The sequence below is a fragment of the Streptomyces sp. NPDC096132 genome, assembly GCF_044763345.1.
Taxonomy (GTDB): Bacteria; Actinomycetota; Actinomycetes; order Streptomycetales; family Streptomycetaceae; genus Streptomyces.
Genome location: NZ_JBIWGA010000001.1, coordinates 982,671 through 1,006,282, shown reverse-complemented (window position 1 = coordinate 1,006,282; position 23,612 = coordinate 982,671). Strand labels below are relative to the sequence as shown.

25 protein-coding genes, 1 tRNA gene and 1 pseudogene are annotated in these 23,612 nt (G+C 71.9%); 14 read left to right on the top strand and 13 right to left on the bottom strand.

Features of this window, described 5'->3' with window-relative positions; translation table 11 throughout:
* Positions 1 to 16: 16 nt before the first annotated feature.
* Entirely contained in the window at positions 17 to 688 is a 672-nt protein-coding gene (locus tag ACIRF9_RS04360; RefSeq protein WP_403816014.1) for an O-methyltransferase, read from the top strand.
* 42 nt (positions 689 to 730) lie between these two features.
* Here ACIRF9_RS04360 and ACIRF9_RS04355 read toward each other — a convergent pair whose 3' ends face one another.
* Positions 731 to 1,123, bottom strand: coding sequence for a hypothetical protein (locus ACIRF9_RS04355; protein WP_403816011.1), 393 nt, complete (start codon positions 1,121 to 1,123; stop codon positions 731 to 733).
* 125 nt (positions 1,124 to 1,248) lie between these two features.
* Here ACIRF9_RS04355 and ACIRF9_RS04350 point away from each other — a divergent pair, with 125 nt between their 5' ends.
* Complete coding sequence (locus ACIRF9_RS04350) at positions 1,249 to 1,707, top strand: DUF1992 domain-containing protein (RefSeq protein WP_403816009.1); 459 nt, start codon at positions 1,249 to 1,251, stop codon at positions 1,705 to 1,707.
* Here the strand turns inward: ACIRF9_RS04350 and ACIRF9_RS04345 are convergent.
* Positions 1,696 to 2,139: a hypothetical protein gene (locus tag ACIRF9_RS04345; protein ID WP_403816007.1), complete on the bottom strand. Its 444-nt coding sequence runs from the start codon at positions 2,137 to 2,139 to the stop codon at positions 1,696 to 1,698. The two genes, ACIRF9_RS04350 and ACIRF9_RS04345, sit on opposite strands and share 12 nt — an antisense overlap.
* A gap of 528 nt (positions 2,140 to 2,667) precedes the next feature.
* Positions 2,668 to 3,171, bottom strand: a pseudogene (locus ACIRF9_RS04340) (hypothetical protein); the annotation flags it as partial.
* A 124-nt stretch (positions 3,172 to 3,295) separates the two neighbouring features.
* Here ACIRF9_RS04340 and ACIRF9_RS04335 point away from each other — a divergent pair.
* The gene (locus ACIRF9_RS04335) at positions 3,296 to 3,787 is read left to right on the top strand and encodes a GNAT family N-acetyltransferase (protein ID WP_403816004.1); all 492 of its coding nucleotides are present in this window, start codon (positions 3,296 to 3,298) and stop codon (positions 3,785 to 3,787) included.
* On the opposite strand, the gene ACIRF9_RS04330 is transcribed toward ACIRF9_RS04335, so the two are convergent.
* Positions 3,768 to 5,819, bottom strand: coding sequence for a DHA2 family efflux MFS transporter permease subunit (locus ACIRF9_RS04330; RefSeq protein WP_403816001.1), 2,052 nt, complete (start codon positions 5,817 to 5,819; stop codon positions 3,768 to 3,770). The genes ACIRF9_RS04335 and ACIRF9_RS04330 overlap by 20 nt on opposite strands.
* Positions 5,820 to 6,082: 263 nt before the next feature.
* Between ACIRF9_RS04330 and ACIRF9_RS04325 the strand changes: the two genes are divergently transcribed.
* Positions 6,083 to 7,129: a peptidoglycan-binding protein gene (locus ACIRF9_RS04325; protein ID WP_403815998.1), complete on the top strand. Its 1,047-nt coding sequence runs from the start codon at positions 6,083 to 6,085 to the stop codon at positions 7,127 to 7,129.
* Between the two features lie 88 nt (positions 7,130 to 7,217).
* Here ACIRF9_RS04325 and ACIRF9_RS04320 read toward each other — a convergent pair whose 3' ends face one another.
* Positions 7,218 to 7,871 carry an HAD family hydrolase gene (locus tag ACIRF9_RS04320; RefSeq protein ID WP_403815995.1) on the bottom strand — a complete coding sequence of 218 codons (654 nt, stop codon included), beginning with the start codon at positions 7,869 to 7,871 and terminating at the stop codon, positions 7,218 to 7,220.
* A 152-nt stretch (positions 7,872 to 8,023) separates the two neighbouring features.
* Positions 8,024 to 8,605, bottom strand: coding sequence for a TMEM165/GDT1 family protein (locus ACIRF9_RS04315; RefSeq protein WP_403815992.1), 582 nt, complete (start codon positions 8,603 to 8,605; stop codon positions 8,024 to 8,026).
* 387 nt (positions 8,606 to 8,992) lie between these two features.
* Between ACIRF9_RS04315 and ACIRF9_RS04310 the strand changes: the two genes are divergently transcribed.
* The 5 genes from ACIRF9_RS04310 to ACIRF9_RS04290 all read left to right on the top strand — a co-directional run bounded on the left by ACIRF9_RS04310 (position 8,993) and on the right by ACIRF9_RS04290 (position 14,789).
* Positions 8,993 to 9,637, top strand: a complete 645-nt coding sequence (locus tag ACIRF9_RS04310; protein ID WP_403815989.1) for an HNH endonuclease family protein — start codon at positions 8,993 to 8,995, stop codon at positions 9,635 to 9,637.
* A gap of 99 nt (positions 9,638 to 9,736) precedes the next feature.
* Positions 9,737 to 11,368 carry an alkaline phosphatase D family protein gene (locus tag ACIRF9_RS04305; RefSeq protein ID WP_403815986.1) on the top strand — a complete coding sequence of 544 codons (1,632 nt, stop codon included), beginning with the start codon at positions 9,737 to 9,739 and terminating at the stop codon, positions 11,366 to 11,368.
* 175 nt (positions 11,369 to 11,543) lie between these two features.
* Entirely contained in the window at positions 11,544 to 13,454 is a 1,911-nt protein-coding gene (locus ACIRF9_RS04300) for an FAD/NAD(P)-binding protein (RefSeq protein ID WP_403815983.1), read from the top strand.
* 108 nt (positions 13,455 to 13,562) lie between these two features.
* Entirely contained in the window at positions 13,563 to 14,018 is a 456-nt protein-coding gene (locus ACIRF9_RS04295) for a DoxX family protein (RefSeq protein WP_403815981.1), read from the top strand.
* A 159-nt stretch (positions 14,019 to 14,177) separates the two neighbouring features.
* Positions 14,178 to 14,789, top strand: a complete 612-nt coding sequence (locus ACIRF9_RS04290) for a DedA family protein (RefSeq protein ID WP_403815978.1) — start codon at positions 14,178 to 14,180, stop codon at positions 14,787 to 14,789.
* 59 nt (positions 14,790 to 14,848) lie between these two features.
* Here ACIRF9_RS04290 and ACIRF9_RS04285 read toward each other — a convergent pair whose 3' ends face one another.
* Both ACIRF9_RS04285 and ACIRF9_RS04280 read right to left on the bottom strand, forming a co-directional pair.
* Complete coding sequence (locus tag ACIRF9_RS04285) at positions 14,849 to 15,073, bottom strand: DUF2277 domain-containing protein (RefSeq protein ID WP_403815976.1); 225 nt, start codon at positions 15,071 to 15,073, stop codon at positions 14,849 to 14,851.
* A 16-nt stretch (positions 15,074 to 15,089) separates the two neighbouring features.
* On the bottom strand, positions 15,090 to 15,617 hold the full coding sequence (locus tag ACIRF9_RS04280) for a GNAT family N-acetyltransferase (RefSeq protein ID WP_403815973.1): 528 nt from the start codon (positions 15,615 to 15,617) through the stop codon (positions 15,090 to 15,092).
* A gap of 91 nt (positions 15,618 to 15,708) precedes the next feature.
* On the opposite strand from ACIRF9_RS04280, the gene ACIRF9_RS04275 reads away from it, so the two are divergent.
* The 3 genes from ACIRF9_RS04275 (at position 15,709) to ACIRF9_RS04265 (ending at position 17,383) form a co-directional block, all read left to right on the top strand.
* The gene (locus ACIRF9_RS04275; protein WP_403815970.1) at positions 15,709 to 16,101 is read left to right on the top strand and encodes a thiol-disulfide oxidoreductase DCC family protein; all 393 of its coding nucleotides are present in this window, start codon (positions 15,709 to 15,711) and stop codon (positions 16,099 to 16,101) included.
* A gap of 38 nt (positions 16,102 to 16,139) precedes the next feature.
* The gene (locus ACIRF9_RS04270; protein WP_403816136.1) at positions 16,140 to 16,958 is read left to right on the top strand and encodes a serine hydrolase domain-containing protein; all 819 of its coding nucleotides are present in this window, start codon (positions 16,140 to 16,142) and stop codon (positions 16,956 to 16,958) included.
* 80 nt (positions 16,959 to 17,038) lie between these two features.
* Positions 17,039 to 17,383 (top strand): hypothetical protein, encoded by a 345-nt coding sequence (locus ACIRF9_RS04265; protein WP_403815967.1) that lies wholly within the window; start codon positions 17,039 to 17,041, stop codon positions 17,381 to 17,383.
* Positions 17,384 to 17,566: 183 nt separating this feature from the next.
* On the opposite strand, the gene ACIRF9_RS04260 is transcribed toward ACIRF9_RS04265, so the two are convergent.
* From ACIRF9_RS04260 to ACIRF9_RS04250, 3 genes are all read right to left on the bottom strand, one after another.
* A complete protein-coding gene (locus ACIRF9_RS04260) occupies positions 17,567 to 18,208 on the bottom strand; it encodes a DUF305 domain-containing protein (protein WP_403815965.1) in 642 nt (213 codons plus the stop codon).
* A gap of 89 nt (positions 18,209 to 18,297) precedes the next feature.
* Complete coding sequence (locus tag ACIRF9_RS04255; RefSeq protein WP_403815962.1) at positions 18,298 to 18,678, bottom strand: DUF6153 family protein; 381 nt, start codon at positions 18,676 to 18,678, stop codon at positions 18,298 to 18,300.
* Between the two features lie 68 nt (positions 18,679 to 18,746).
* Positions 18,747 to 18,821 (bottom strand) — tRNA-Val (locus ACIRF9_RS04250).
* A gap of 185 nt (positions 18,822 to 19,006) precedes the next feature.
* Here ACIRF9_RS04250 and ACIRF9_RS04245 point away from each other — a divergent pair.
* Both ACIRF9_RS04245 and ACIRF9_RS04240 read left to right on the top strand, forming a co-directional pair.
* On the top strand, positions 19,007 to 20,392 hold the full coding sequence (locus ACIRF9_RS04245; RefSeq protein ID WP_403815959.1) for a hypothetical protein: 1,386 nt from the start codon (positions 19,007 to 19,009) through the stop codon (positions 20,390 to 20,392).
* Between the two features lie 83 nt (positions 20,393 to 20,475).
* Positions 20,476 to 21,039 (top strand): DUF4383 domain-containing protein, encoded by a 564-nt coding sequence (locus ACIRF9_RS04240; RefSeq protein WP_403815958.1) that lies wholly within the window; start codon positions 20,476 to 20,478, stop codon positions 21,037 to 21,039.
* On the opposite strand, the gene ACIRF9_RS04235 is transcribed toward ACIRF9_RS04240, so the two are convergent.
* Positions 21,027 to 22,181: an amidase domain-containing protein gene (locus ACIRF9_RS04235; protein ID WP_403815955.1), complete on the bottom strand. Its 1,155-nt coding sequence runs from the start codon at positions 22,179 to 22,181 to the stop codon at positions 21,027 to 21,029. The two genes, ACIRF9_RS04240 and ACIRF9_RS04235, sit on opposite strands and share 13 nt — an antisense overlap.
* Before the next feature lie 138 nt (positions 22,182 to 22,319).
* Positions 22,320 to 23,594 (bottom strand): hypothetical protein, encoded by a 1,275-nt coding sequence (locus tag ACIRF9_RS04230; RefSeq protein WP_403815952.1) that lies wholly within the window; start codon positions 23,592 to 23,594, stop codon positions 22,320 to 22,322.
* Positions 23,595 to 23,612: the final 18 nt, after the last annotated feature.

Sequence of the window (23,612 nt, the reverse complement as noted above, 5' to 3'; positions counted from 1 at the left end):
ACGAGAGGCAGAGCGCATGAGCGAGTCGCAGGTCTGGGACGCCGTCGACGCCTACTTCACGGCCCACCTCGCCCCGGACGACGAGGTGACCGCGGCCGCGTTGCGCGACAGCGAGGCCGCCGGGCTCCCCGCGATCAACGTCACGCCGAACCAGGGCAAGCTGCTCCGGCTGCTGGCCGAGATCCAGGGGGCGCGGGCGATCCTGGAGATCGGCACGCTCGCCGGCTACAGCACGATCTGGCTGGCCCGCGCACTCCCCGCCGACGGCCGGCTCATCTCGCTGGAGTACGACCCCCACCACGCCGAGGTCGCCGTCCGCAACATCGCCCGCGCGGGCCTGGACAAGGTGGTGGAGGTGCGGGTCGGCGCGGCCCTGGAGTCGCTGCCCCGGCTGGCCGACGAGAACCCGCCCCCGTTCGACCTGGTCTTCATCGACGCCGACAAGGCCAACAACCTCCACTACCTGGAGTGGGCGCTGAGGCTCACCAGCACGGGCAGCCTGATCGTCATCGACAACGTCGTACGGAGCGGCCGGATCGTCGACGCGGGCAGCGAGGACGGGGACGTGCGGGGCACCCGGGCCGCGCTCGAGCTGATGGGCTCACACCCCCGGCTCAGCGGGACGGCCATCCAGACGGTGGGCACCAAGGGCTACGACGGTTTCGCGCTGGCGCGCGTCCTGGCGTAGCCCCGGATCGGCCCGCCGGGGCGGGCCTGCGTCTCGGCAGGACTACATCTCGTGGAAGAAGCCCACGTTGACGCTGCGCGGCCCGGTGCGGTCGAGGACGATGATCTCGCCGGAGCCGCCGCGCGGCAGCGGTACCGTGCCGCCGTAGGCGATCTGCTGCGCGTACTCCCCGACGACCAGCCGCACTTCGGAGGACGGCTCGTCCTGCGAGCCGCGCAGCCAGGAGACCTGCCAGGTGCCCTCGGGGCCGCACAGGAACTCCAGGTGCACACGAGAGACGAACAGCCAGTCCTCGGGCGTCGCGAGACGGCACACGGACTTGTCCCGGCCCACCCGCAGCACGGCGCCCGGGTCACTGGGCGCGTCGGCCATGAGCATGCCGGCCGTGGCGCCCTCTTCCGTCCCGGAGACGGAGGCCATGGTGAGTTCGAGCACGTGCGCTCCTTCGTGAAGCCGTGGTTCGACGGCTGGATGGCGGCTGGAACAGCAAGCTGAACAGTGTTTGCACAGCGGCCGCATGATAAATCGCCCGGGCCGGTCACGTCCGGCACAATGGACGCATGACCGAGCGAAAGCCACCGGGTGTGCCGTTCGACTCCTGGGTCGACAAGCAGATCCGCGATGCCGAGCGGCGCGGCGAGTTCGACCGACTGCCGGGTGCGGGCAAGCCGTTGCCGCCGGGCACCGACTCCTCGTACGACGAACTGTGGTGGATCAGGGCCAAGCTGGCCCGCGAGGGGCTCTCGGTCCTGCCTCCGGCCCTCGCCCTGCGCAAGGAGGCGGAGGACGCCCTCGCGGCGGCGTACGCGGCGCCCTCGGAGCGCATCGTCCGGAGGATCATCACGGACGTCAACGTCAAGCTCCGCGACATGATGTTCAAGCCGCCGCCCGGCCCCCCGCTGGGTATGAAGCCGTACGACGTCGAAGCGGTCGTACGGCAGTGGCGGGAGCGCCGGGCGGCGGACGGAAGTGCGGACGGGACCTCGGACGGGCCCTCGGACGACGGGTCACACGTGTAGCAGCCGCTCCGTCAGTTCGCGGTAGTCCCGCAGCGCCAGCCGGAGTTGCTCGGTGTCGGCGGTGGCGCTCCCGGGCTTTCCGCTCTCGGTGGCCTGCCAGGAGCCGCGCAGGGTGCGGCGCCGCTGGTTCACGGCGTCGGTGAAGCGCTCGGCGAGTTCCTCCAGCACATGGTCGGCCTCCGTGACGGCGTCCCGGGGACCGTCCACGAACCCGCCGACGGCGTGCTGCATCCGTGAGGCGAGGTCGTCGCACTCGTCGCGCGGCAGCAGCGGCGAGCCGTGCCCGCCGCCGTCGGCGACCGTGCCCGTGGCGACGCGGGACCGTGCCGCCACCTGGGCCTTCTCCATCGGTGTGAGGGGCCGACGGTTCTCCGAGTCCTGGGAGCCCTGGGAGTCCTGGATCTCTGGGGTGTCCTGGGTCATGTCGGGCATCGCACGTCACCCTTCCTTCGTCTGGTGCCGGTGGAAGCCCCACGGCAGATGGTGGGAGCGGTCGGCCTGGGGCGTCCGGCGGTGCTGGGCGCGGTGGCGGCCGGTGTCACGGTGGGGCGGGCCCAGCAGGTCGTCGAAGAGGGCGCGGGCCTCGACCATGGCGGCCCGCATGTCCTCGGTGCCGGGCGCACGCGCGTCCCGCGTACCGGTCTCACCACCGTCCCGCATCCCCGCCTCGCCACCACCGTACGAGCGGGACGCACCGCCGCCGAAGGCACCGGGCCCACCGCCGCCGAAGGCACCGGGCCCACCGCCGCCGAAGGCACCGGCCTCACCGCCGCCGAAGGCACCGGCCTCACCGCCGCCGAAGGCACCGGCCTCACCGCCGCCGAAGGCACCGGGCCCACCGCCGCCGAAGGCACCGGCCTCACCGCCGCCGTAGGCACCGGCCTCACCGCCGCCGAAGGCACCGGGCCCACCGCCGCCGTAGGCACCGGCCTCACCGCCGTCGCGCAGACCCGCCTCGCCGCCGGATGCGCCCGCCTTGCGGAAGAGGTCGCCGTCTCCGGACCGAACCCGGGCCACCCGGTGCACGCGCCGGTAGCCGTGCACATGGTCGGCGTGGTGGACGGAGAGCGCGGCGAGCTGTTCGTCGTACTGGGCGCCGTCCGGGAAGCCGCGGGCGCCGGCCACCTCGGCGAGGAGATGGTCGGCCTCGACGACCGCTTCGCTCGGGGAGTCGACGAAATGCTCCTGCGCGGCCGTCCAGCGGGCCTCGAACCGCTCGCGCTCCGCGGGCTCCAGCGGCCGCTCGCGCAGACCGCCGTGCCGCTCCACGAGCGCGCCGAGTTCCCGCTCGGCCGCCTCGACGTCCCCGTCGTGCCGGGCCACGGCCCGGTCGTACTCGGGCCCGAAGCGCTGCTTCAGGCCGCGTCCGCCGTGCGAGCCCCGAGCCCGCACGGCCAGGATCGCCGCCACGGCGACGACGGCCGCCGCAGCCACGATCAGAGCGATGATCACGCCTGTGGACATGGTTGCCTCTCGGTGTGTCGGCCCCACGGGCCGGTTCCCGTCCCGGGTTGCCCGGAGGGCACCTCCCAAACGAATCCCCATATCCGTTTGCGCGGCCCCCGTACCGTCTCCGCAGAATGGGCGGATGACCTGGACCATCGCCCCCGAGCCCTTCGACTCCCCCGCCGCCACCGCGCTCTGGCGGGAGTACTACACGGAGGTCAGCGACCGCTGGTACCTGCTGCACGAGAGGCGCCGGACCGACCCGGACGAGCTGGAGCGGGAGATCGCCGCCCGGCCGGGGGACGAACTCACCCCGCCCGGGGGCCGGTTGCTGGTGGGGCGGTACGACGGTGAGCCGGGCGGCTGTGCGGGCGTACGGCTGCTGGACGCGGCGACGGCCGAGCTCACCCGGGTGTTCGTACGGGAGGGGCTGCGCGGCAAGGGCGGCGCGCCGCTCCTCGTCGGGGCCGCGGAGGACGCCGCCCGGGCGCTCGGTGCCACGCGGATGATCCTGGACACCCGCAGCGACCTGGTCGAGGCGCGCGCCCTGTACGCCCGGCTCGGCTACCGGGAGACCGAGCCGCACAACGACGACGTCTACGCCGAGCACTGGTTCACGAAGGCTCTCGGCTGATCCGCGGCACCGGCCGTTCGTCGTGCGGCTGTTCGCGGTCGGAGCCGCACAGTTCGTCGTTCAGCTCCTTGACCAGTTGGACCAGGTCGGTGGGCCGGTCGGGGCCCCACCAGTCGCCGAGCAGTTCCGCCAGCGACTCCTCCCGCACCCGCGCGAGGTCCGCGGCGACCTCGCGGCCCTGCGGGGTGAGGAGCAGGTCGAGGCCCTCGCGTACGGCGAGCCGGCGCTCCTCGACCTGGCGGGAGGCCTCGAGGATCACCGGCAGCGGGACCGTACTGCGCTCGGCGAGCACGCCCGGCTCGACGCTGCCGTACCGCTTCATCCGCAGCAGGAGCCAGCTCGCCGCCGGCAGGAGGTCGTAGCCCGCGCGGGCGGTGATCCTGCGGTAGATCTCGCGGCGGCCCTCCCGGGTGCCGAGGACGGACAGCGCCCGGCACACCTCGTCGTACGAGGACCGCTCGACGGGGTTGCTGGCGAGGGTCTCCGTCACGTCGGGCGCGGTGACCGAGCCGCGCAGCGGGTCCTCCCGGAGGAACCAGGCCAGGACGAAGCCGAGGAGGGCGACGGGGGCGGCGTACAGGAAGACGTCGGTGATGGCGGACGCGTACGCGTGCATGGCCTGCGGTCGCAGGGCGGAGGGCAGCAGGGCGATGTCGCGCGGATCGGCCTCCAGGGAGTCCACCGAGAGGCCGGAGGGCAGCTGTACGCCCCGGAAGGCGTCGGTGAGCTTGTCGCCGAGGCGGCCCGCGAAGACCGTGCCGAAGATGGCGACGCCGAAGGAGGCGCCGATGGAGCGGAAGAAGGTGGCGCCGGAGGTGGCGACGCCGAGGTCCTCGTAGGCGACGGCGTTCTGCACGATGAGGACGAGGACCTGCATGACCAGGCCGAGGCCCAGGCCGAAGACGAAGAAGTAGGCGCTCATCTCGGCCGTGGAGCTGTTCTCGTCGAGCTGGTGGAGGAGGAGCAGGCCGAGGGTGGTGACGGCGGTGCCGGTCAGCGGGAACACCTTCCAGCGGCCGGTGCGGCTGACGATCTGTCCGGAGGCCGTGGACGACAGCAGCATGCCCGCCACCATCGGCAGCATGTGCACGCCGGACGCGGTCGGTGAGACGCCCTGCACGACCTGGAGGAAGGTCGGCAGGTAGGTCATCGCGCCGAACATCGCGAAGCCGACGATGAAGCTGATGACGGCGGAGAGCGTGAAGGTGCGGATCCGGAACAGCTTGAGCGGGAGGACCGGTTCGGCGGCCTTCCGTTCGACGGCGACGAACACCGCGGCGAGTACGACGCCCAGGACCGCGAGTCCGACGATCTGCGGGGAGCCCCAGTCCCAGGTCGTGCCGCCCAGGGACGCCACCAGTACCAGGCAGGTGGCGACGGAGGCGATGAGGAGGGTGCCGAGGTAGTCGATGACGTGCCGGGTCTCCTTGCGCGGGATGCGCAGGACGGTCGCGATCACGGCGAGGGCGACGACACCGACGGGCAGGTTGACGTAGAACACCCAGCGCCAGCTGAGATGTTCGGTGAACAGGCCGCCGAGGAGCGGTCCGAGGACGCTGGTGGCGCCGAACACCGCGCCGAACAGGCCCTGGTAGCGGCCGCGTTCCCGGGGCGGGACGAGGTCGCCGACGATCGCCATCGACAGCACCAGCAGGCCGCCGCCGCCCAGCCCCTGGAGCGCGCGGAAGGCGATCAACTGCGGCATGTTTTGCGCCATTCCGCAGAGCGCCGAACCGATCAGGAAGAGCACGATCGCGATCTGGAAGAGCCTCTTGCGCCCGTACTGATCGCCCAGTTTGCCCCACAGCGGGGTCGCGGCGGTCGACGCGAGCAGGTAGGCGGTGACGACCCAGCTCAGATGCTCCAGGCCGCCCAGCTCGCTGACGATCGTGGGCAGGGCGGTCGACACGATCGTCTGGTCCAGGGCGGCGAGGAGCATGCCGAGCAGCAGGGCGCCGATGGAGACGAGGACGTTTCCGGACACGTGTTCCTGATGTGGATCCACGGTCCTGCTGTGCGCGTCCAACGCCATGGATACCTCCTGAGGCTCCGGTGCCACTGTCCATCGTGATCGGTGTGACCCGTTATGGCCTCCCGAGTCCTTCCGAGCCCTCGCGAGCACCGAGGGAAAACCCGACGGAAGACGACATCCCGGGGCTCGGGGAGTCAGCTGTGTGGAGGATCTGCATAAACTCTGGAGTTCTCATGGGGAGGGACGAACAGGTGAGCGAACGGACGGGGTGGCAGGGGCGACCGGGGCCGCCGCAGGGGCACCCGTGCCCGGAGTGCGGGGCGTTGCGCGCACCCGACAACACCCCGTCCTGCGCCTGCGCGGAGCGCGCCTCCGAGGCCCTGCGCGAGACACGTACGGCGGAGGCGGCAGCGGCGGAGGACTTCGACCCGCTGCGGATCCGGCCGTACGTCGAACTGGGGGGCGCGCCCGGCGAGGCGGGCGGCGTTCCGGCCGACGCGACCATGCCGCTGAGGGCCGTACCGGCCGCCGACGCGACCATGCCCCTGCAGCGGATCCGGCCGGGAGACGGGACCACTGCGCTGCCGCCGGTCGGGCCGGCGGACGAGACCATGGCGCTGCCGCCGATCCGGTCGGCCGACGCGACCATGACCCTGCCGCCGGTCCGGCCCGCCGGTGAGCCCGCCACCACCGACCTGAGCCTGTTCCAGGAACCGGAAGGGGCGGACGGGCCTCACGCCGACGACGAGGACCCGCCGCGCGGCCGGCGCCGGCGCACCCTGCTGATCGCGGCCACCGGTGCCGCCGTGGCCGTGGTGGCCGCGGCCGGGTTCGCGAGCGGACTGTTCACCTACGAGAAGCCGACGCGGGACGGCGCCGCCCCCAAGGACGTACGGGCCGCGGTCCCCGACACCTCGACCAGCGCGCCCTCCGCGTCCGCCGCGAGCCGGTCGGCGTCACCCTCGGCCTCCAGCGCCTCGCCGTCCGCCGGCGAGAGCGAGAGCCCGTCGCCGACGGCTTCCGAGTCGAGCGCCTCACCGTCGGCCTCCGCCTCCGCCTCGGCCGACGCCACGGCCCCCACGGCCCGCGCCACCGGCACCCTCGCCCCCGACAACCAGGCCGACAACGGCCAGGAGACCATCGCCACCCCCGTCCTCCGCCTCGGCGACAAGGGCACGGAAGTGACCGAGCTCCAGCTCCGCCTGCGCCAGCTGTACCTCTACAACGGCGACGCCGACGGCACCTTCACCACCGACGTCGAAAGCGCCCTGCGCAACTACCAGTGGTCCCGCGGCATCCAGGACGACGAACTGGGGGTGTACGGGGCGGCGACGAGGGCGCGCCTGGAGGCGGAGACCAAGGAGCCGTAGGCCGGTGGTGCTGGGGGCTGCCGCCCCCAGACCCCCGCTTCGGCCCTGAACGAGCCTCGTCCTCGAACGCCGGACGGGCTGAGAAACCTCACCCCACGTGAATCCGCACCCCGTCCCTCACAACCTCCACCCTTACCTGCCTCAGATCCCGCACCACCACATCCGGCCCATGCACCCCAGCCCGAGCCCCCACCCCCACCACCCGCATCCCAGCGGAGCGCCCCGCCTCGATCCCGGCCCCCGAGTCCTCGAACACCAGGCACTCCTGCGGCGCGACCCCCAACTCCGCCGCGCCCTTCAGGAAGCCCTCGGGGTCCGGCTTGCTCGCCCCCACCGACTCCGCGGTGATCCGCACCTGCGGGAGCGGAAGCCCCGCCGCGGCCATCCGCGCCGTGGACAGCGGGACGTCCGCCGAGGTGACCAGCGCGTGCGGAACGCCCTGCGCGACGAGCGAGGCGACGAACTCCGGCGCCCCGGGCACCGGCACCACACCGTCCAGATCGGCGGTCTCCTCGGCCAGCATCCGCGCGTTGTCCGCGAGGTTCCGCTCCATCGGCCGGTCGGGCAGCAGCACGGCCATCGAGGCGTGCCCCTGCCGCCCGTGCACGACCTGCATCACCTCGTCGCCGCTCAGCCCGTGCCGTTCGGCCCAGCGCCGCCAGATCCGCTCGACGACGGCGTCGGAGTTCACGAGGGTGCCGTCCATGTCGAGCAGAAGGGCACGGGCGGACAGGACCGGCATGAGCAGCTCCCCACACAAGGCGTACGCAAGAGACAAGGCGGCCCCGCCCGCCGGTCAGGGAAAACGGGCGGGAGCCACTTTGTTCCCCCACGGTACAAAATGAAGCGGGCCCTCCGCCACCCACACCGGAAAGCGTTCACCGAGCGTTCAGCTCAGCCCGCGATCGCCTCCCACAGGCTCCACACGCCCAGTCCCGTCATCAGCAGCGCGGCGATCTGTGTGATCAGCTTCAGCGGCACGCGCTTCATCAGCGCCTTTCCGCCGACGATGCCCAGTCCGGCCACCGCCCACAGCGCCAGCACCGCGCCGAGCCCGACGGAGAGCGGGTCGTCGTAGCGGGCGGCCAGGTTCGCGGTCATGATCTGGGTCAGGTCGCCGAACTCGGCGACCAGGATCAGCATGAAGCCGGCCCCGGCCACCTTCCAGAAGGACTGGTTCTCCGGCCGTCGGACCTCCTCCTCTTCCTCGTCCTTCTTCAGCAGGAGCACCGCCGCGCCCCCGAGGAACAGCACGCCCGTGAGCGCGTGCACGATCTGCTGCGGCAGCAGCGTCAGCACGCTCCCCGCCGCGACGGCGAGCGTGACATGCAGCGCGAAGGCGGCGGCGACGCCGGCGAAGACGTAGGAGGCGCGGTAGCGGGTGCCGAGGACGAGGCCGGCGAGCGCGGTCTTGTCGGGCAGCTCGGCCAGGAAGACGACGCCGAAGACGAGCGCCGTGACAGTGATGCTGATCAAGGTTTCTCAATCGGTCGGGGCCACCGAGCCGAGAGCCTTTTCACAGGACGCGAAACACCTCGGCACGGCAGCACACAGGTCATCCGTGCCGTACGGCACGGATGTGCGACTGCTTGCCGAAGGTCTCGCTGGCGGCCCATGGGAACGGGCTCGCCTCCGGGCGCCGGCTCAGACGAGCTGAGCAGTATGTCGACGGTCCGGCGAAGAGCTACTCCCCTTCTGCGCCTCCCAGTGTACGAGAAACCGTTCGAGATCGTTTCGCTGTAAACCTTGTCGTGTCATGTACGCGTCACTAACTTCTTACCGGACGCACACCTCCCCGCAACGCGGCACGGCGAGCATTCCAACGCTCGCGCTCCAACACCCCCGCCCCACCAAGGAGTTCGCATGCCCAAGTTCTACGCGCGTCGACGACTGAGCATACTCGCGGCACTCACCGGTCTCATAGCCTCCGTCGCGCTTTTCAACTCCCCCACCGCCTCCGCCGCCCTCCCCACCCCGGTCAGCGCGGCCACCGCCCGCACCTACCTCGCCTCGCTCACCGTGGCCACCGAGGACCGCACCGGCTACGACCGCGACCTCTTCCCCCACTGGATCACCATCTCCGGCACCTGCAACACCCGTGAGACGGTGCTCAAGCGCGACGGTACGAACGTCGTCACCAGCTCCGCCTGCGCCGCCACCAGCGGCACCTGGTACTCCCCGTACGACGGCGCGACCTGGACCGCCGCCTCCGACCTGGACATCGACCACCTGGTCCCGCTCGCCGAGGCCTGGGACTCCGGTGCCGACAGCTGGACCACCGCCCAGCGCCAGGCCTTCGCCAACGACCTGACCCGCCCGCAGCTCATCGCCGTCACGGACAACGTGAACCAGGCGAAGAGCGACCAGGACCCGGCCGAGTGGATGCCGTCGGTCACCTCCTACCGCTGCACCTACGTCCGCGCCTGGGTGCAGGTGAAGTACTACTACGACCTCTCCGTCGACTCGGCCGAGAAGTCCGCGCTCACCAGCTACCTCGCGAGCTGCTGACCGACCGGCCCCGGCCGCTGATCGACCGGTGGCCGCCAGGCACTCCCCACACTCCTCCGTCGTTCCGTACCGTACGGGGCGACGGAGGAGAGTGATCGCGTGGCCGGACTACGCCTGGGCCCCCTGCTGAGATACGCCGACGCCTCGTCCGCGACCGTCTGGGTCGAGGCGAGCCGTCCGTGCGCCGCCGAGGTGCGCTGCCCGGACGGCGCCGGCGGCACGGCCCGCACCTTCCAGGTGGCGGGCCATCACTACGCCCTGATCCCGGTGACCGGCCTGACGCCGGGGACGGACACGGCGTACGAGGTGTTCCTCGACGGCACCCGCGTGTGGCCGCTGCCCGACTCCCGCTTCCCGCCCTCCGTCATCCGGACCCCGGGCGGCGGCGACGCCGTCCGCGTCACCTTCGGCTCCTGCCGCTGGGCGGCGCCCCCCGCCGACACGGACGACCCCGTCGGCCCCGACGCCCTGGACAGCCTGGCCGCCCGCCTCGCCGCCGACCCCGGTGCCGAACGCCCGGACGTGCTCCTCCTGCTGGGCGACCAGGTGTACGCCGACGAGGTCTCCGACGCCGTGAAGGAGCGCATACGGGTCCGCCGGGGCCTCGCGGACGCACCCGGCGCCGAGGTCGCCGACTTCGAGGAGTACACCTGGCTCTACTACGAGTCCTGGCTCGACCCGGAGGTGCGGTGGCTGCTGTCCACCGTGCCCAGCTGCATGATCTTCGACGATCACGACGTCATCGACGACTGGAACACCTCCGCCGCCTGGCTCACCGACATGCGGGCCACGCCCTGGTGGCGCGAGCGGATCCTGAGCGGTCTGATGTCGTACTGGGTCCACCAGCACCTGGGGAACCTCTCCCCCGCCGAACTCACCGCCGACCCGCTCTACGCCGCCGTACGCGCGACCCCCGACGGCACCGACGTCCTGCGCGCCTTCGCCTGCCGCGCCGACGGCGAGCCCGCGTCCGTGCGCTGGAGCTACCGGCGGGACTTCGGGCGGGTGCGGCTGCTGATGGTGGACACCCGGGCCGCGCGGGTCCTCGACGAGGGCGGGCGCGCGATGCTCGACCCGGGCGAGGCCGAGTGGCTGCGCGCACAGGCGCTCGAGGACCCCGGCTCCTACGACCATCTCCTGATCGGCACCTCCCTGCCCTGGCTGCTGCCGCATCTGGTGCACGACGCCGAGCGGTGGAACGCGGCCCTGTGCCGGGGGGAGCGGGGTGCGCGCTGGGCTCGGTTCGGGGAGCGGCTGCGGCGGGCGGCGGATCTGGAGCACTGGGCGGCCTTTCCCGACTCCTTCGCCGCGCTGACGGAACTGATCGCCGAGGCGGGTTCGGGGGCGGACGCGCCGGCGACGGTGCTCGTGCTGTCCGGTGATGTGCACCACGCGTACGTCGCCGAGCCGCGGTGGCCGGGCGGCACCGGCGGGCCGGACGCGCGGGTGCTGCAGCTCACCTGCTCGCCCGTGCACAACTCGATCCCGCTGTCGATCCGGGTGGGCTTCCGGTTCGGCTGGAGCGCGGCGGCCCGTGCCCTCGGGCGCCGTTTCGCCGGGCACGGCGGCTGTCCGCGGCCGCCCGTCGACTGGCGCAGAACCGGCGGACCTTGGTTCGGCAACCAGCTCATGTCCCTGACCCTGCACGGGCGTTCGGCCCGGCTGCGGCTGGAGCAGGCGCGCGGGAAGGGCGTGTTGACGACGGTGGAGGAGTCCGACTTGACCCGCTGATGAAGGTCAGGCGGGACAACTGGGGTCTGTGGGGCCCGCGTTGGCTTCTGCGGCGCTGGGGGTCCCCCGTGCTCGAAGAGTTCGGGAGAGGCATGATGAGGCGGACCGTCCGCTTCCAGCGCACCGTCGTGGACGGTCCACTCCATCGCGCCCCACACGCCCGGGAGTCATCCCCTTGCTGTCAGTCAACGCGGAAGTGAACGCGCAAACGGTGTCCGTCGCCGTGGCCCTGGTCGGCGCCGGGCCGCGCGGGACCAGCGTCCTGGAACGCCTCTGCGCGTCCGCCCCCGACCTCCTCCCGCCGGGGGTGCGGCTGACCGTCCATGTCGTCGACCCGGATCCGCCGGGCCCGGGCCGGGTGTGGCGCACCGCGCAGTCGCGGGAGCTGCTGATGAACACGGTGGCCTCGCAGGTGACCCTGTTCACCGACGACAGCGTGGACTGCGCCGGCCCGATCCGGCCCGGTCCCAGCCTGTACGAGTGGGCGGGCGGCACCCTGGGCCCGGACGAGTACCCGACCCGCGCCCACTACGGGCGTTACCTGGAGTGGGTGTTCGCGCGGACCGTGCGCCAGGCGCCGCCCTCTGTTTGCGTCGAGACCCACGCGGCCCGGGCGGTCCGCCTCGACGACGCCGCCGACGGCCGCCAGGTGCTCACCCTGGACGACGGCCGGGTGCTGCTCGGTCTGTCCGCGGTGGTCCTGGCCCAGGGCCATCTGCCCGCGGTCGCCGACAGTGCCCAGCAGCGCCACACCGCCTACGCCGAGCGCCACGGCCTGCGCCATGTCCCGCCCGCCAATCCGGCCGACGTCGACCTGGCCGCCCTCGCTCCCGGCGAACCGGTGCTCCTGCGCGGCCTGGGCCTGAACTTCTTCGACCACATGGCCCTCCTGACCACGGGCCGCGGCGGCCGCTTCACCTGCGCCGCCTCCGCCCCCGGCGGTCTGCGATACCTACCCTCCGGTCGCGAGCCCCGGCTGTACGCCGGGTCGCGGCGCGGTGTTCCGTATCAGGCGCGCGGGGACAACGCCAAGGGCCCCTACGGGCGTCACACGCCGCTCGTCCTGACGCCGGAGGTGATCGCGGGGCTGCGCAAACGCGCGGACTCCGGTGAGGCGCCCGACTTCCTCGCGGAAATATGGCCGTTGGTGGCGAAGGAGGTGGAGACGGTGTACTACGCGGCCCTTCTGGGGCGTACGGAGTTCGCGGACCGTTTCCTCTCCATGCCGCACCGGGATCCCGAAGAGGTCCGTGTGCTCGACGAGTTCGGGGTGGCTGCGGAGGACCGCTGGAGCTGGGACCGGATCTCCCGGCCGTACGCGGGACGGCGGTTCGCGCATCCGGGGCAGTGGCGGGAGTGGCTGCTGGGGTATCTGCGGCGGGATGCCGAGGAGGCGGCGCGGGGGAACGTGGCCGGCCCGCTGAAGGCGGCCCTGGACGTGCTGCGCGACCTGCGCAACGAACTGCGGCTGGTCGTCGACCACGGCGGGCTGACCGGCGCCTCCCGCCGGGACCATCTGGACCGCTGGTACACCCCGCTCAACGCGTTCCTGTCCATCGGCCCGCCCCGGCGGCGCATCGAGGAGCTGACCGCTCTGGTCGAGGCGGGGGTGGTGGAGGTGCTCGGCCCGCGCCTGGAGGTGCGGGAGGAGGACGGGGCCTGGCGGGCGTACTCCCCGGAGGTGCCGGGCTCGGCGGTCCGGGTGACCACCCTCGTCGAGGCCCGGCTGCCGGAACCGGATCTGCGCCGCAGCGCCGACGGCCTCCTCGCCCGGCTGCTGAAGACCGGCCGGTGCCGCCCCCACACGGTCGACGGTTACGTCACCGGAGGGCTTGACGTGACACAACGCCCCTATCACCTGATAGACCGTCAAGGCAGGTCACACGCAAGGCGGTTCGCCTTCGGGGTGCCCACGGAGGGCGTGCACTGGGTGACCGCGGCGGGCGCCCGCCCAGGCGTGGATTCGGTCACGCTTTCGGACGCGGACGCGGTGGCCAGAGCCGTCCTACGTGCGGCGACAGCCGAAACGGAACCGCAAACGGAATCCAGGCCGTGGCCAAATGTTGAACTTGCAAGCATTGATTAGGTCCGCCTAGCGTTGACCGCTCATTCGGTACCGCCGCCCCCACCGACGGGTTCGGTCCAGTCCCCATCCAGGACCGGCCCGACCGACACCGAAGGAGCACCCCCCACCATGTCCGCTCGCCTCAACACCGCGCAGCCCTACGCGTTAGGGCTGTTCCGCATCGTCGTGGGCCTGCTGTTCGCCTGCCACGGCGCCGCCTCCCTCTTCGGCGTCCTGGGCGGGGCCGTCGGCACCGACGGCGGCACCGTCGACGCCGGCACCTGGCCGGGCTGGTACGCGGCCGTGATCCAGCTGGTCTGCGGCGTCCTGGTGCTGCTGGGCCTCGGCACCCGGGCCGCCGCGTTCCTGGCCTCGGGCTCCATGGCGTACGCCTACTTCAAGGTGCACCAGCCGGGCGCCCTGTGGCCGCTGGAGAACGGCGGTGAGGCCTCGGCGATGTTCTGCTGGGCCTTCCTGCTGCTGGTCTTCACCGGCTCCGGCGCCCTGGGCCTGGACCGGCTGCTCACCAGGCGCACGGCCGCGCGACCGGAGCCGGCCGCGCAGCAGGCCACGGTCACGGCCTGAGACAGGTACACCGGGTGCCCTCTCCGCGGCGGCGGGGAGGGCACCCGCGTTCACAGCCGGGAGTGAACGGGACATGTCGAACCCAAACACCCCTCGTGACCCTTCTGTCACATCTCACGCGTACGCTGTATGGCTGTCATTGGCACGGGGGAGCGAACGGTGTTCGAGAGTGTGGGGGCCTTGCTGGGCAGCCCTTGGATCTATGCCTTGGTGGGCCTGTCGGTCCTCCTCGACGTGTTCCTGCCGGTACTGCCGAGCGGGGTGCTGGTCATCACGGCGGCCACCGCGGCCGCCGCCGGATCGGGCGCGGCGACCGGAGAGGTCCCGCACGAGGTGCCGGACATCATGGTCCTGATCCTCTCCGCGACGACCGCGTCCGTGCTGGGCGACCTGGTGGCCTACCGGCTGGCCTGGCGCGGCGGTGAGCGCCTGGACCGCGCGATCTCCCGCTCCCGGCGCCTCACCAACGCGCAGGAACGTCTCGGCGAGGCCCTGGCCCGGGGCGGCGGCGCGCTGGTCGTCCTGGCCCGCTTCGCCCCCGCCGGCCGCTCGGTCGTCTCCCTCATCGCCGGTGCGGACCACCGCCGCGCGCGGGACTTCCTCCCCTGGTCCGCCCTGGCCGGCCTGTCCTGGGCCGGCTACAGCGTGGCCCTCGGCTACTTCGGCGCCCACTGGCTGGGCACGACCTGGCTGGCGACGGGCGTCTCGGTGCTGGCCCTGTTCGGCGCGGGCGCGGGCGCGGCGTACCTGATGCGCCGGCCCGCGGCCTAGGACCGCGCAGGGCAGCGCCACGAGCCTGCCGCGCCCCCGCTGCTGCTGCCGCCGGGGGGCTACGACGCCTGACGCGCCCCGCGTACCTCGAGCCCGGCCAGCAGCTCCGCCGTGGCCTCGGCGATCGCGTCGACGGCCCGGTCGAACACCTCCCTGTTGTGCGCGGCCGGTGCCCGGAACCCGGACACCTTCCGTACGAACTGCAGGGCGGCGGCGTGGATGTCCTCCTCCGTCGCCTGTTCGGGCAACGCGGGCGGACGCAGCGTCTTGATACTCCGGCACATGGGTCCAGTCTCCCTCTCACGCCTTCGCTGTGCGCAGGTCGACGTACCAGTCGTTGGATATGATCGGGTTCCCCTTCGGGTACTCGAGGTCGACCTCTCCGAGCAGGGTGAAGCCGGCTTTGCGGCACACCCCGTTGGAGGCGGCGTTGTCCGCCTTGGGGAAGGCGTGCAGCGCCGGGTGACCGCCGTGGCCGGCCTCCTGCCGTACGACGGCCACGACCGCCCGCGCGGCCTGGGCGGCAAGGCCTCTCCCCTGGAACTCGGGCAGGGTCCCCCAGCCCGTCTCCCACACCTTGCCGCCCCGCCACTCGCACTCCCAGTAGCCGATCGACCCGACGGTCTCCCCGCCGTCCGCGAGGACGACCCGGTACATGCGGCCGGAGGACAGCTCGACATACCGTCGGTGGCGGTCGGCGAGCTTCTCCTCGGTCTCCGGCCCGCCGAGGTGCTCGGTCATCTCGGGACTGTTGTTCCGCCGCAGCAGCCAGAAGTCGCCCTCCGCCCAGGGCACCAGCCGCACCTGCTCCACACCGATGGCATCCATGCCCCCACCGTAGAGCGAGGGTCTGACAGCGGGTCCGCGAGCTGGAATGGTTGACCCGAGGAACTGCCGGCCCGGCCCGAAGGGACCCCCCATGCGTGGCTCCGCACCCCCCGTCCTCGCCTACGACGGTGACTGCGGCTTCTGCCAGACCTCCGTCGACCGTGTCCGGGCGCTCGCGGCGCCGACGTGGGAAGCGGTGCCCTGGCAGTTCCTGCCCGCCGGGGCGACCGCACCGCACCTCGAACGCCTCGACCGGGAGGTCCTGCTGCTGCGCGGCGACACGGTCCTGGCGGGCGGGGCGGACGCGCTGGCCCGCTACCTGGCGACCTCGCCCTCGACGGCGTACCGCCTGCTCGCGGCCGTCGTCCGGCTCCCCGGCGTGCGCGACTGCGCCCGGGTGGTCTACCGGTGGGTGTCCCGCAACCGTCACCGGCTGCCCGGCGGCACGCCCGCGTGCGCGGTGCCGTCCGCCGCCGGCAAGTGAGGCGGCCGCCCGTGCGCTGACGCGTCCCGACCTGTGTCCTGACCCACGCGACCCCGCCGGCGCTCGCCGACGGGCACGCCCTCGACCGTTACGTCCAGATCGCCTCGCTGACCAAGGCCGTCACCGGCACGGTGCTGACCCGGATGGCAGCGGCCGGGACGCTCTCCCTGGACGACCCCGTCGAACGGTGGCTGCCCGAGGCCCCCGCGACCGGGATCACCCTCCTCCACCTGGCCCGCCACACCTCGGGCCTCCCCCGGCTGCCACCGGGCCGCCTCCCGCCCCGGGACCCGTACGCCGCGTTCGACCGCGCCGCGCTGCGCGCCCTGCTCCCCCGGCTCGACACGCTCGCCACCCGCCCCCCGGGCCGGGAGGAGGAGTACTCCAACTTCGGCTACGCCGTCCTCGGCGCGGCCCTGACCGCCGCCGCGTCCGGGATGCCGTACGAGGAGCTGGTGGCCGAGCACGTGCTGCGCCCGCTGGACCTCACGGAGGTGACCGCGCACCCGGATCCGGACCGGCGGCTGCGGGCTCCCGGGCGCTTCGGCGGGTCGCGCAGACCGTGGACGATGGACGGCGCGATCCTGCCGGCGGGCGGCCTGTGGGCCACTCCCCGTGCGGTGGCGGACCTGGTGGTGCGGCTGCTGGTGGAGCGCCGGCTGGGGGAGCCCGCGCCGAGCTGGCAGACGGCCGGGCCCCTGCGCTGGCACAACGGTGGGACGCGCCATGTCTCCCTGTTCGCCGGGGCGATGCCGGACGGCAGCTGGGTGGTGGTCCACCGTCTCAACGCGGACGTGGAGAGCACGGACCGGATGGGCGTCACGATCCTGGAGCGCAGTCGCGCGGCGGACTCCTGAACACTCCCATCGAACGTATGTTCACACGAACACCCCATAGGAGCTCGCCTCCCAAAATCGAACAGGCGTAGCATTGTCGTGTGGCTAAGACCTATGACTTTCCCAGCGACCTGCGCGCCGGTCAGGAGGAGCTGCATCAGGTCCGGGCCGAGCTGTCGGCCCTGCTGAAGCGGCTCCCCTGGTCGGTGGAGCCCCTGGACGGATTCAGCGACGCCGGGGGCTGGCGCAAGATCGAGCGCCCCGCGTCCCCGGGCTGGACGGCCGACGAGCAGGCCGAGGTGGAGAAGCTCCGGCGGCGCGAGCACGAGCTCGCCGTGTTCGTGAGCTGCCACCGCTTCTGGACGGAGGTCGCGAGCGAGGACCGGGTGGAGGCCCGCACACGCCTGAAGCACGCGCACGAGCCCCCACCCGGCGAGGAGCGCTAGAGCCTGCCCGGCGGATCATGCCGCAGACGCGGGGCGTGGCACGCCCACCTGCCGCGTTGTCGTCGGTCCCCGACGCTCCGCGTCGACTCCCTCCTCCGCCTTGCAGTTGGACGCACCACGCCCCGCTCACCGGCGCCCACCAGGCGCCGTCGCTTTCCTGCGACTTGATCCGCCGGACAGGCCCTAGCTGCTCTTGCCGAGGAGCTCGTTCATCTCCGTGATCTCGGCGGTCTGGCCGGTGACGATGTCACCGGCCGTCTTCTTGGCGGGCTGGTAACCGCCCTTGGACTGCTCCGTCCTCGCCATCTCGACGGCGCCCTCGTGGTGCTCGACCATCATGGTCAGGAACGCGGTGTCGAAGGCCGCGCCGGAGGCCTTCTCCAGCTGCTGCATCTCGGCGTCGCCCATCATCCCGGCCATGCCGGAACCGCCGGAGTGGTCCATGCCCGGCATCGACTCGCCCATCGACTCGCCCTCCTCGGGCACGTCCTCGCCCCAGGCCTTCAGCCAGCCGGTCATCTTCTCGATCTCCGGGTCCTGGGCCTTCTCGATGCGGGCGGCGAGGTCCTTGACCTCGGCGGAGGAGGCGCGGTCGGCGGCGAGTTCCGCCATCTCCAGGGCCTGCCGGTGGTGCGGGATCATGCCCTGCGCGAAGGTGACGTCCTGGGCGTTGTGCCGGTCGTCCGAGGAGGACGAACCCGAGGAGGCCGACCCGGAGGAAGCCGACTCGGCGTCACCTCCGCACGCGGAGAGGACGAGCGCTGCGGTCGCCACCGCCGCCGCCAGGGCGGCACGGCGGAACGGGCTGCGGGGGGTGCTGGTCATGCGGGAACTCCTGTGGAGAAAAGGGTGATCGGACACGTCGGCGCACCACGCCGGCCCGTCGTGCGGGCGCGCGGTGCGCGAAGCGGTGTCTAGATCCGCAGGAGTTGGAGTTCCGCCAGGGAGGGTGGCGCGCGAGCGCCGTCGGGGGCCGCACCCGCGTACGGACACACGGTGTCGTCCGGTACGGGCACGGGCGCGGGGTCGGCCACCAGCGCGGGCAGCACCGGTCCGCCGCTCACCGCGGCCGAGGCACAGGTCGCGTCGGCGTGCCGGACGTGTCCGCCGCCGCAGTGGCCCTCGCCGCCGGAGCAGCCGTCGTGGGCCTCGGCGGACGCGACGGCCACCATGGGCCGGGTCTCCGCGTGGGCGGAGGCCACTCCCCCGGGCGCCAGGCCGTGCATGCCGAGCAGGCCCACGAGGAGCCCGAGCACGCACACCGCCCGCCGCCACAGTCCGTTCACAGCGGACATCCTAGAGGCACCCAAGATCCGCACATGCGAAAGGCCCCCGGATCCCTCCGGAGGCCCTTGCGTGTTCCTGGTGGGCGCGGACGGTTTCGAACCGCCGACATCCTGCTTGTAAGGCAGGCGCTCTACCCCTGAGCTACGCACCCAGAACGAGTCGACAGCCTACCTTGCCCGGGAGGGTGCCCCGCAAACCCGGAGACCGCCATGGCCCGCACGGACCGTACGACGGGAAAGTCACCGTCCGGACGGCGAACTGACCGGCCCGTGTGTTCGTCACTAACCGGTGGGAGAATGAACACCGGTCAGGCGAATCACAGCACGGGAGAGGGATGTGACGGCGACACCACCGCAGCCGTACTCGCCGTTGGTGCCGCGCGCACGCCGTCACGCTGTGAAGGGCACCGTCAAGGACACCCTCGCCCTGCTCGCGCTGCCGCTCGTCGTCGCGCTCGCGCTGCCCGCCGCGTTCGCGGGCGGTGGCACCCGGCGCTGGTTCGGCGGCCGGGCGGAGGGCCAGCGGGCCGAGGCGCAGGCCGCGAAGGACGCGGCGGCGGCCGCGTTCTACGAGCTGGACACCGCCCAGCGGGATCTGCGGATCTCCATCGAGACGATCACGGCGGTCGACGACAGCCCGGCGGCCCGGCGCGCGGTCTCCGACTTCGAGGCGATCGGCCGGCGCATCGACGAGGCCAGCAGCCGGTACATCGACGCGGTCGACGCCCATGACCTCGACCGGGACGACCTGGAGGCCTCCGCGGCCGCCCGGGCGCGTACCGAGCTGACCCGGGCCAAGGACGAACTGGGCAACGTCAAGAAGGAGCTGGATCGTTTCACCGAGGGGCTCGGCCCGCTGCTCGGGAAGGCCGAGACGCAGCTGGCCCGGCTGGCGCCCGCCGTGGAGCGGGCCCGGCAGGCGCTGCTGGCCGCGTCGAACGCGCTGGACGCCGTACGGCGGACCGGGCTGAAGGCGGACGACCTGGCCGCCCGGCTGGCCGCCCTCGGGCCCGAACTGACCAGGCTGAACCAGGGTGCGGGGCAGCACGGGGTGCCGCAGACGCTGGAGCGGGCCGAGCGGGTCTCCCGGGAGGCGGAGGCGGTCCGCGCGGAGGCCGAGCGGCTGCCGGAGAGGGCCGCGGAGATCGACCACCGGCTGGTGTCGCTGCGCACCCGCGCCCAGGCGCTGACGACCCGCTCCGGGCAGGTGGATCCGATCCTGAGCGAGCTGCGGCGCCGGTTCACGGCGGCCTGCTGGCAGGACCTCCAGCGGGTGCCCGAGCAGGCCGTGGAGAACGTACGGCAGGCGGAGGCGAAGCTGCGGGAGGCGCAGACCGCGCGGGACACCCAGCGCTGGCCGGACGCCACCTCGCTGCTGTCCACGGCGCGGGCGCTGCTGAACACCACCGACGAGGCGGTCTCCGCCGCCGGTGACCGGCTGACCCGGCTCAACGCCGTGCAGAAGGATCCGCGGCAGGAGATAGACCGGACCCGGTTCGCGATCCGGGACGCGCAGCGGCTGGCCATGGCCGGGCGCAACACACCGGACCCCCGGCACGCGCGTCCGCTGGACGAGTCGGTGGCCCGGCTGGAGCGGGCGATCGGCACCCTGGAGGGCCGCCACCCCGACTACTGGCACTTCCTCACCGAGACCGAGGGGATCCGGGAGACGGTGGCCGGTGTGGTCGCGCGGATCCGTGAGGAGCGCGGGGCGGGCCACTGACGTTTGCCGCCGGAGCCGGGCGGGCGGATATTGGGGGGTACGTACAGGCCTCCGTCGGCACGTCCACGCACAAGGAGGCGGAGATGGCCGCACACGCACTGCACACCCGGCGACGGATCAGGATCGACGACCACCTGCCCGTCGACCACAGGCTGAACCTGGTCTACCGGATCGGGGCCGGGCTGATGGGCCTGGGCCTCGTCGTCTTCGGGATCTTCGGCGTCATCGACGAGATCGGCTTCTTCGACACCGGCGGGGACGAGGTCTGGAGCCTGAACACCAACGGCGCGCTCAGCTGGCTCTCGATCGGTGTCGGGCTGCTGCTGTTCGTGGGCATGGTGATCGGCGGGAACTTCGCGTCCACGCTGAACATGACCTTCGGCATCCTGTTCATCCTCAGCGGCTTCCTGAACATGGCCCTGCTGGAGACGGACTACAACTTCCTGGCCTTCAAGATCCAGAACTGCATGCTCAGCTTCGTGATCGGGATCCTGCTGATGGTCTTCGGGATGTACGGCAGGGTCGGTTCCGCCCTGCCGCACGACAACCCGTACTGGCGGGCCCGCCACCCCGACCTGGCGGAGGAGCGGGACCGTCAGCGTGAGCTGCGGGAGAACTGGCCCCCGCCGTCGGATCAGGTGCGGTAGGCGTAGTAGTACGCGTTCGGGTACGACGCGACGAGGCTCGCCACCGACCTGCGGAGCGTGTTGTTGGAGTGGTAGGTGACGTACGGGACGCCGCCGCTCTTGTACGTGACGATCATCGTGTGGTCCTTGGACCCGTCACGGTCGAAGTCCATCTGGAGGACGTCACCGACCTCGAGCTGGTAGACGTTCGCCAGCGCGGTGGTCCGCTTGGAGTTCTGGGCGAACCACGACCACTCGTTGACGCCGATGAACGAGTCCGACTGGATGTCGGCGTTGCCGAACCACTTGGTGTAGTCGTACACGTAGCCGGGGACGTGCTTCCAGCCGCCCGCCTTCAGGGACTGGCTGACGAAGTTGGTGCAGTCGCCGCCGGCGCCGTGGCCGTTGAAGTCCGGGTAGTCCTTGTTGTAGGTGTACACGTACTTCTCGGCGTAGGCCGCCATGGCCTTGTAGTCGTACGTGGTGCCGGTCTTGGGGACCGCGACCGGGTTGCGCGTGGTCGCCGCGCGCGCGGCGTTCGGCATGGTGTCGTCCGCCGTGGTGGCCTTGACGGACGTCGGCTTGGAGAGCGTGTTCACCGCGAGGCCACCCTGGTCGGTGTCCTCGACGTCGGTGAGCTGCCAGTTGCCGCGCCGGTCGGCCTTGAAGGTCAGCTCGTGCTGAGCCTGGAACCCCGTGGTCTTCGGCTGGCCGGCCGTGGCCTTCGCGTAGGTCAGGGTCGTGGTCTCGGTGACCGCGGCCTTGGCCGTACGGCCCGTCACGCGCGTGGCGTTCAGGGTGACGACGGTGGAGGCCTTGCTGTACTGCTCGCCGGCCTTCGCCAGCTTGTCCTTGCGCTGTCCCAGGGAGGACAGGGTGGCGTCCTCGGTGCGGGCGGTGCCCGAGGACAGCTTGACGTCGCCGGAGAAGCCGTTGGTCAGCGGCTTCTCACGGTCGCCCTGCTTGCCGGTGACCAGGGCGTCGGTGCGATCGGTGAAGACCGCGTCCGCCAGCCGCTGGAAGGTGGCCTTGGTCTGCGCGTCCACCGTCGGGTCGTCGACGACCGCGGCACCGGCGGACCAGTTGGGCAGCAGCGCCGCTCCCGCGACGACCGAGGCGGCGGCCGCCCCGAATATGGCGGCACGACGCCGCGTACGGCTCAATTTCCTTGACTTCACTGATGTTTCCCCTCTTGCCCCGGCGGAGGGATGCCGGGGAGGGCATCTTTGCACGGCGTGTGTGGCTCTTGTGAAGGGGGTTGCGGTTGAGGTTTGGTTACTTCACCGCCGCGCCCAGCCAGGTCACTTGACGACGGTCGACCAGTCCGGATCCTGCGCCGGGTCGAGGCTGCGCAGCCGCTCCAGCGTCGCGGGGGACTGCACGTCCATCCAGTCGGCCAACTCCTTGAAGGACACGCACTTGACGTCCTTCTTGGTGCACACGTTCTCGATGACGTGGTCGACGGCCTTCATGTAGATGCCGCCGTTCCAGTTCTCGAAGTGGTTGCCGATGAACATCGGGGCCCGGCTGCCGTAGTACACCCGGTTGAAGCCCGCCATGTAGGCGTCGATGGTCTGCTGCTGCCACTCGGGCTGCTTGGCCGGGTCGCCCTCGGTCTCGCCGCCGGTCTGGTTGTAGAGGAAGTTGAAGTCCATGGACAGGGCCTGGATGTCGCCGTACGGGAGCCCCTGCAGCGGGAAGTCCCAGAGGCCGTCCTTCTTCGACGGCCAGACCTGGAAGCCGCCCGGGTTGGACGCGTCGTAGCGCCAGCCGTAGCTCTTGGCGGCCTTGATCAGGTTCGTCTGCCCCTCCAGGCAGGGTGCCCGGCCACCGGTGACCTCCTTCTTGAAGTCGAAGGGCAGCGGGTCCATGTCCTTGTAGCCCGTGTTGGTCTTCCAGTTCTCGACGAACTCGTAGAACTGGTCGATCTCGCTCTTCCACTGGGCGACGCTCCAGTCCTTCCCGCCCTTGGCGCCGCAGAAGTGCCCGTTGAAGTGGGTGCCTATCTCGTTGCCCTCCTCCCACGCCTCGCCAAGCTCCTCCAGCGTGGTGCGGATGTGCTCGTCGGTGGGGAAGCTGATCGCCGCCGAGCCCTGAGGGTGCATCGGCGGGGAGTACAGGTCCTTCTTGCTCTTGGGCAGCAGATAGATGCCGGTGAGGAAGAAGGTCATGTGGGCGTTGTACTTCTTGGCCATCTCCCGGTAGTGCTCGAAGAGCCCGTCGTCGCCCGCCAGCGCGCCGTCCCAGGAGAGGACCACGAACTGCGGCGGCTTCTCACCCGGCTTGAGCGGTTCCGCCTTCAACTGCCCCGTCTGCGGACCGGTGTACGAGGTGGAGCCGTCCCCCAGGACGTGGGTCTTGCCGTCCCACTCCGGCTCCTTGCTGGCCTTCACCGACGTCTTCTTCTCCCCCGAGGAAGCGGTCGGCTCCGTGTTGGCCGTGCGGTTGAGCACCAGGTAGCCGCCCACCAGGGAGGCGACTACGAGCAGCGCCGCGAGGGTGAGGAACCCAGGGTGCGCGGCGGTGGTGCGGCGCGGTGCCGCGGCCTTGCGGCGGCGGCCCGACGGTGACTTCATGTGCGGCTCATTCTCCGG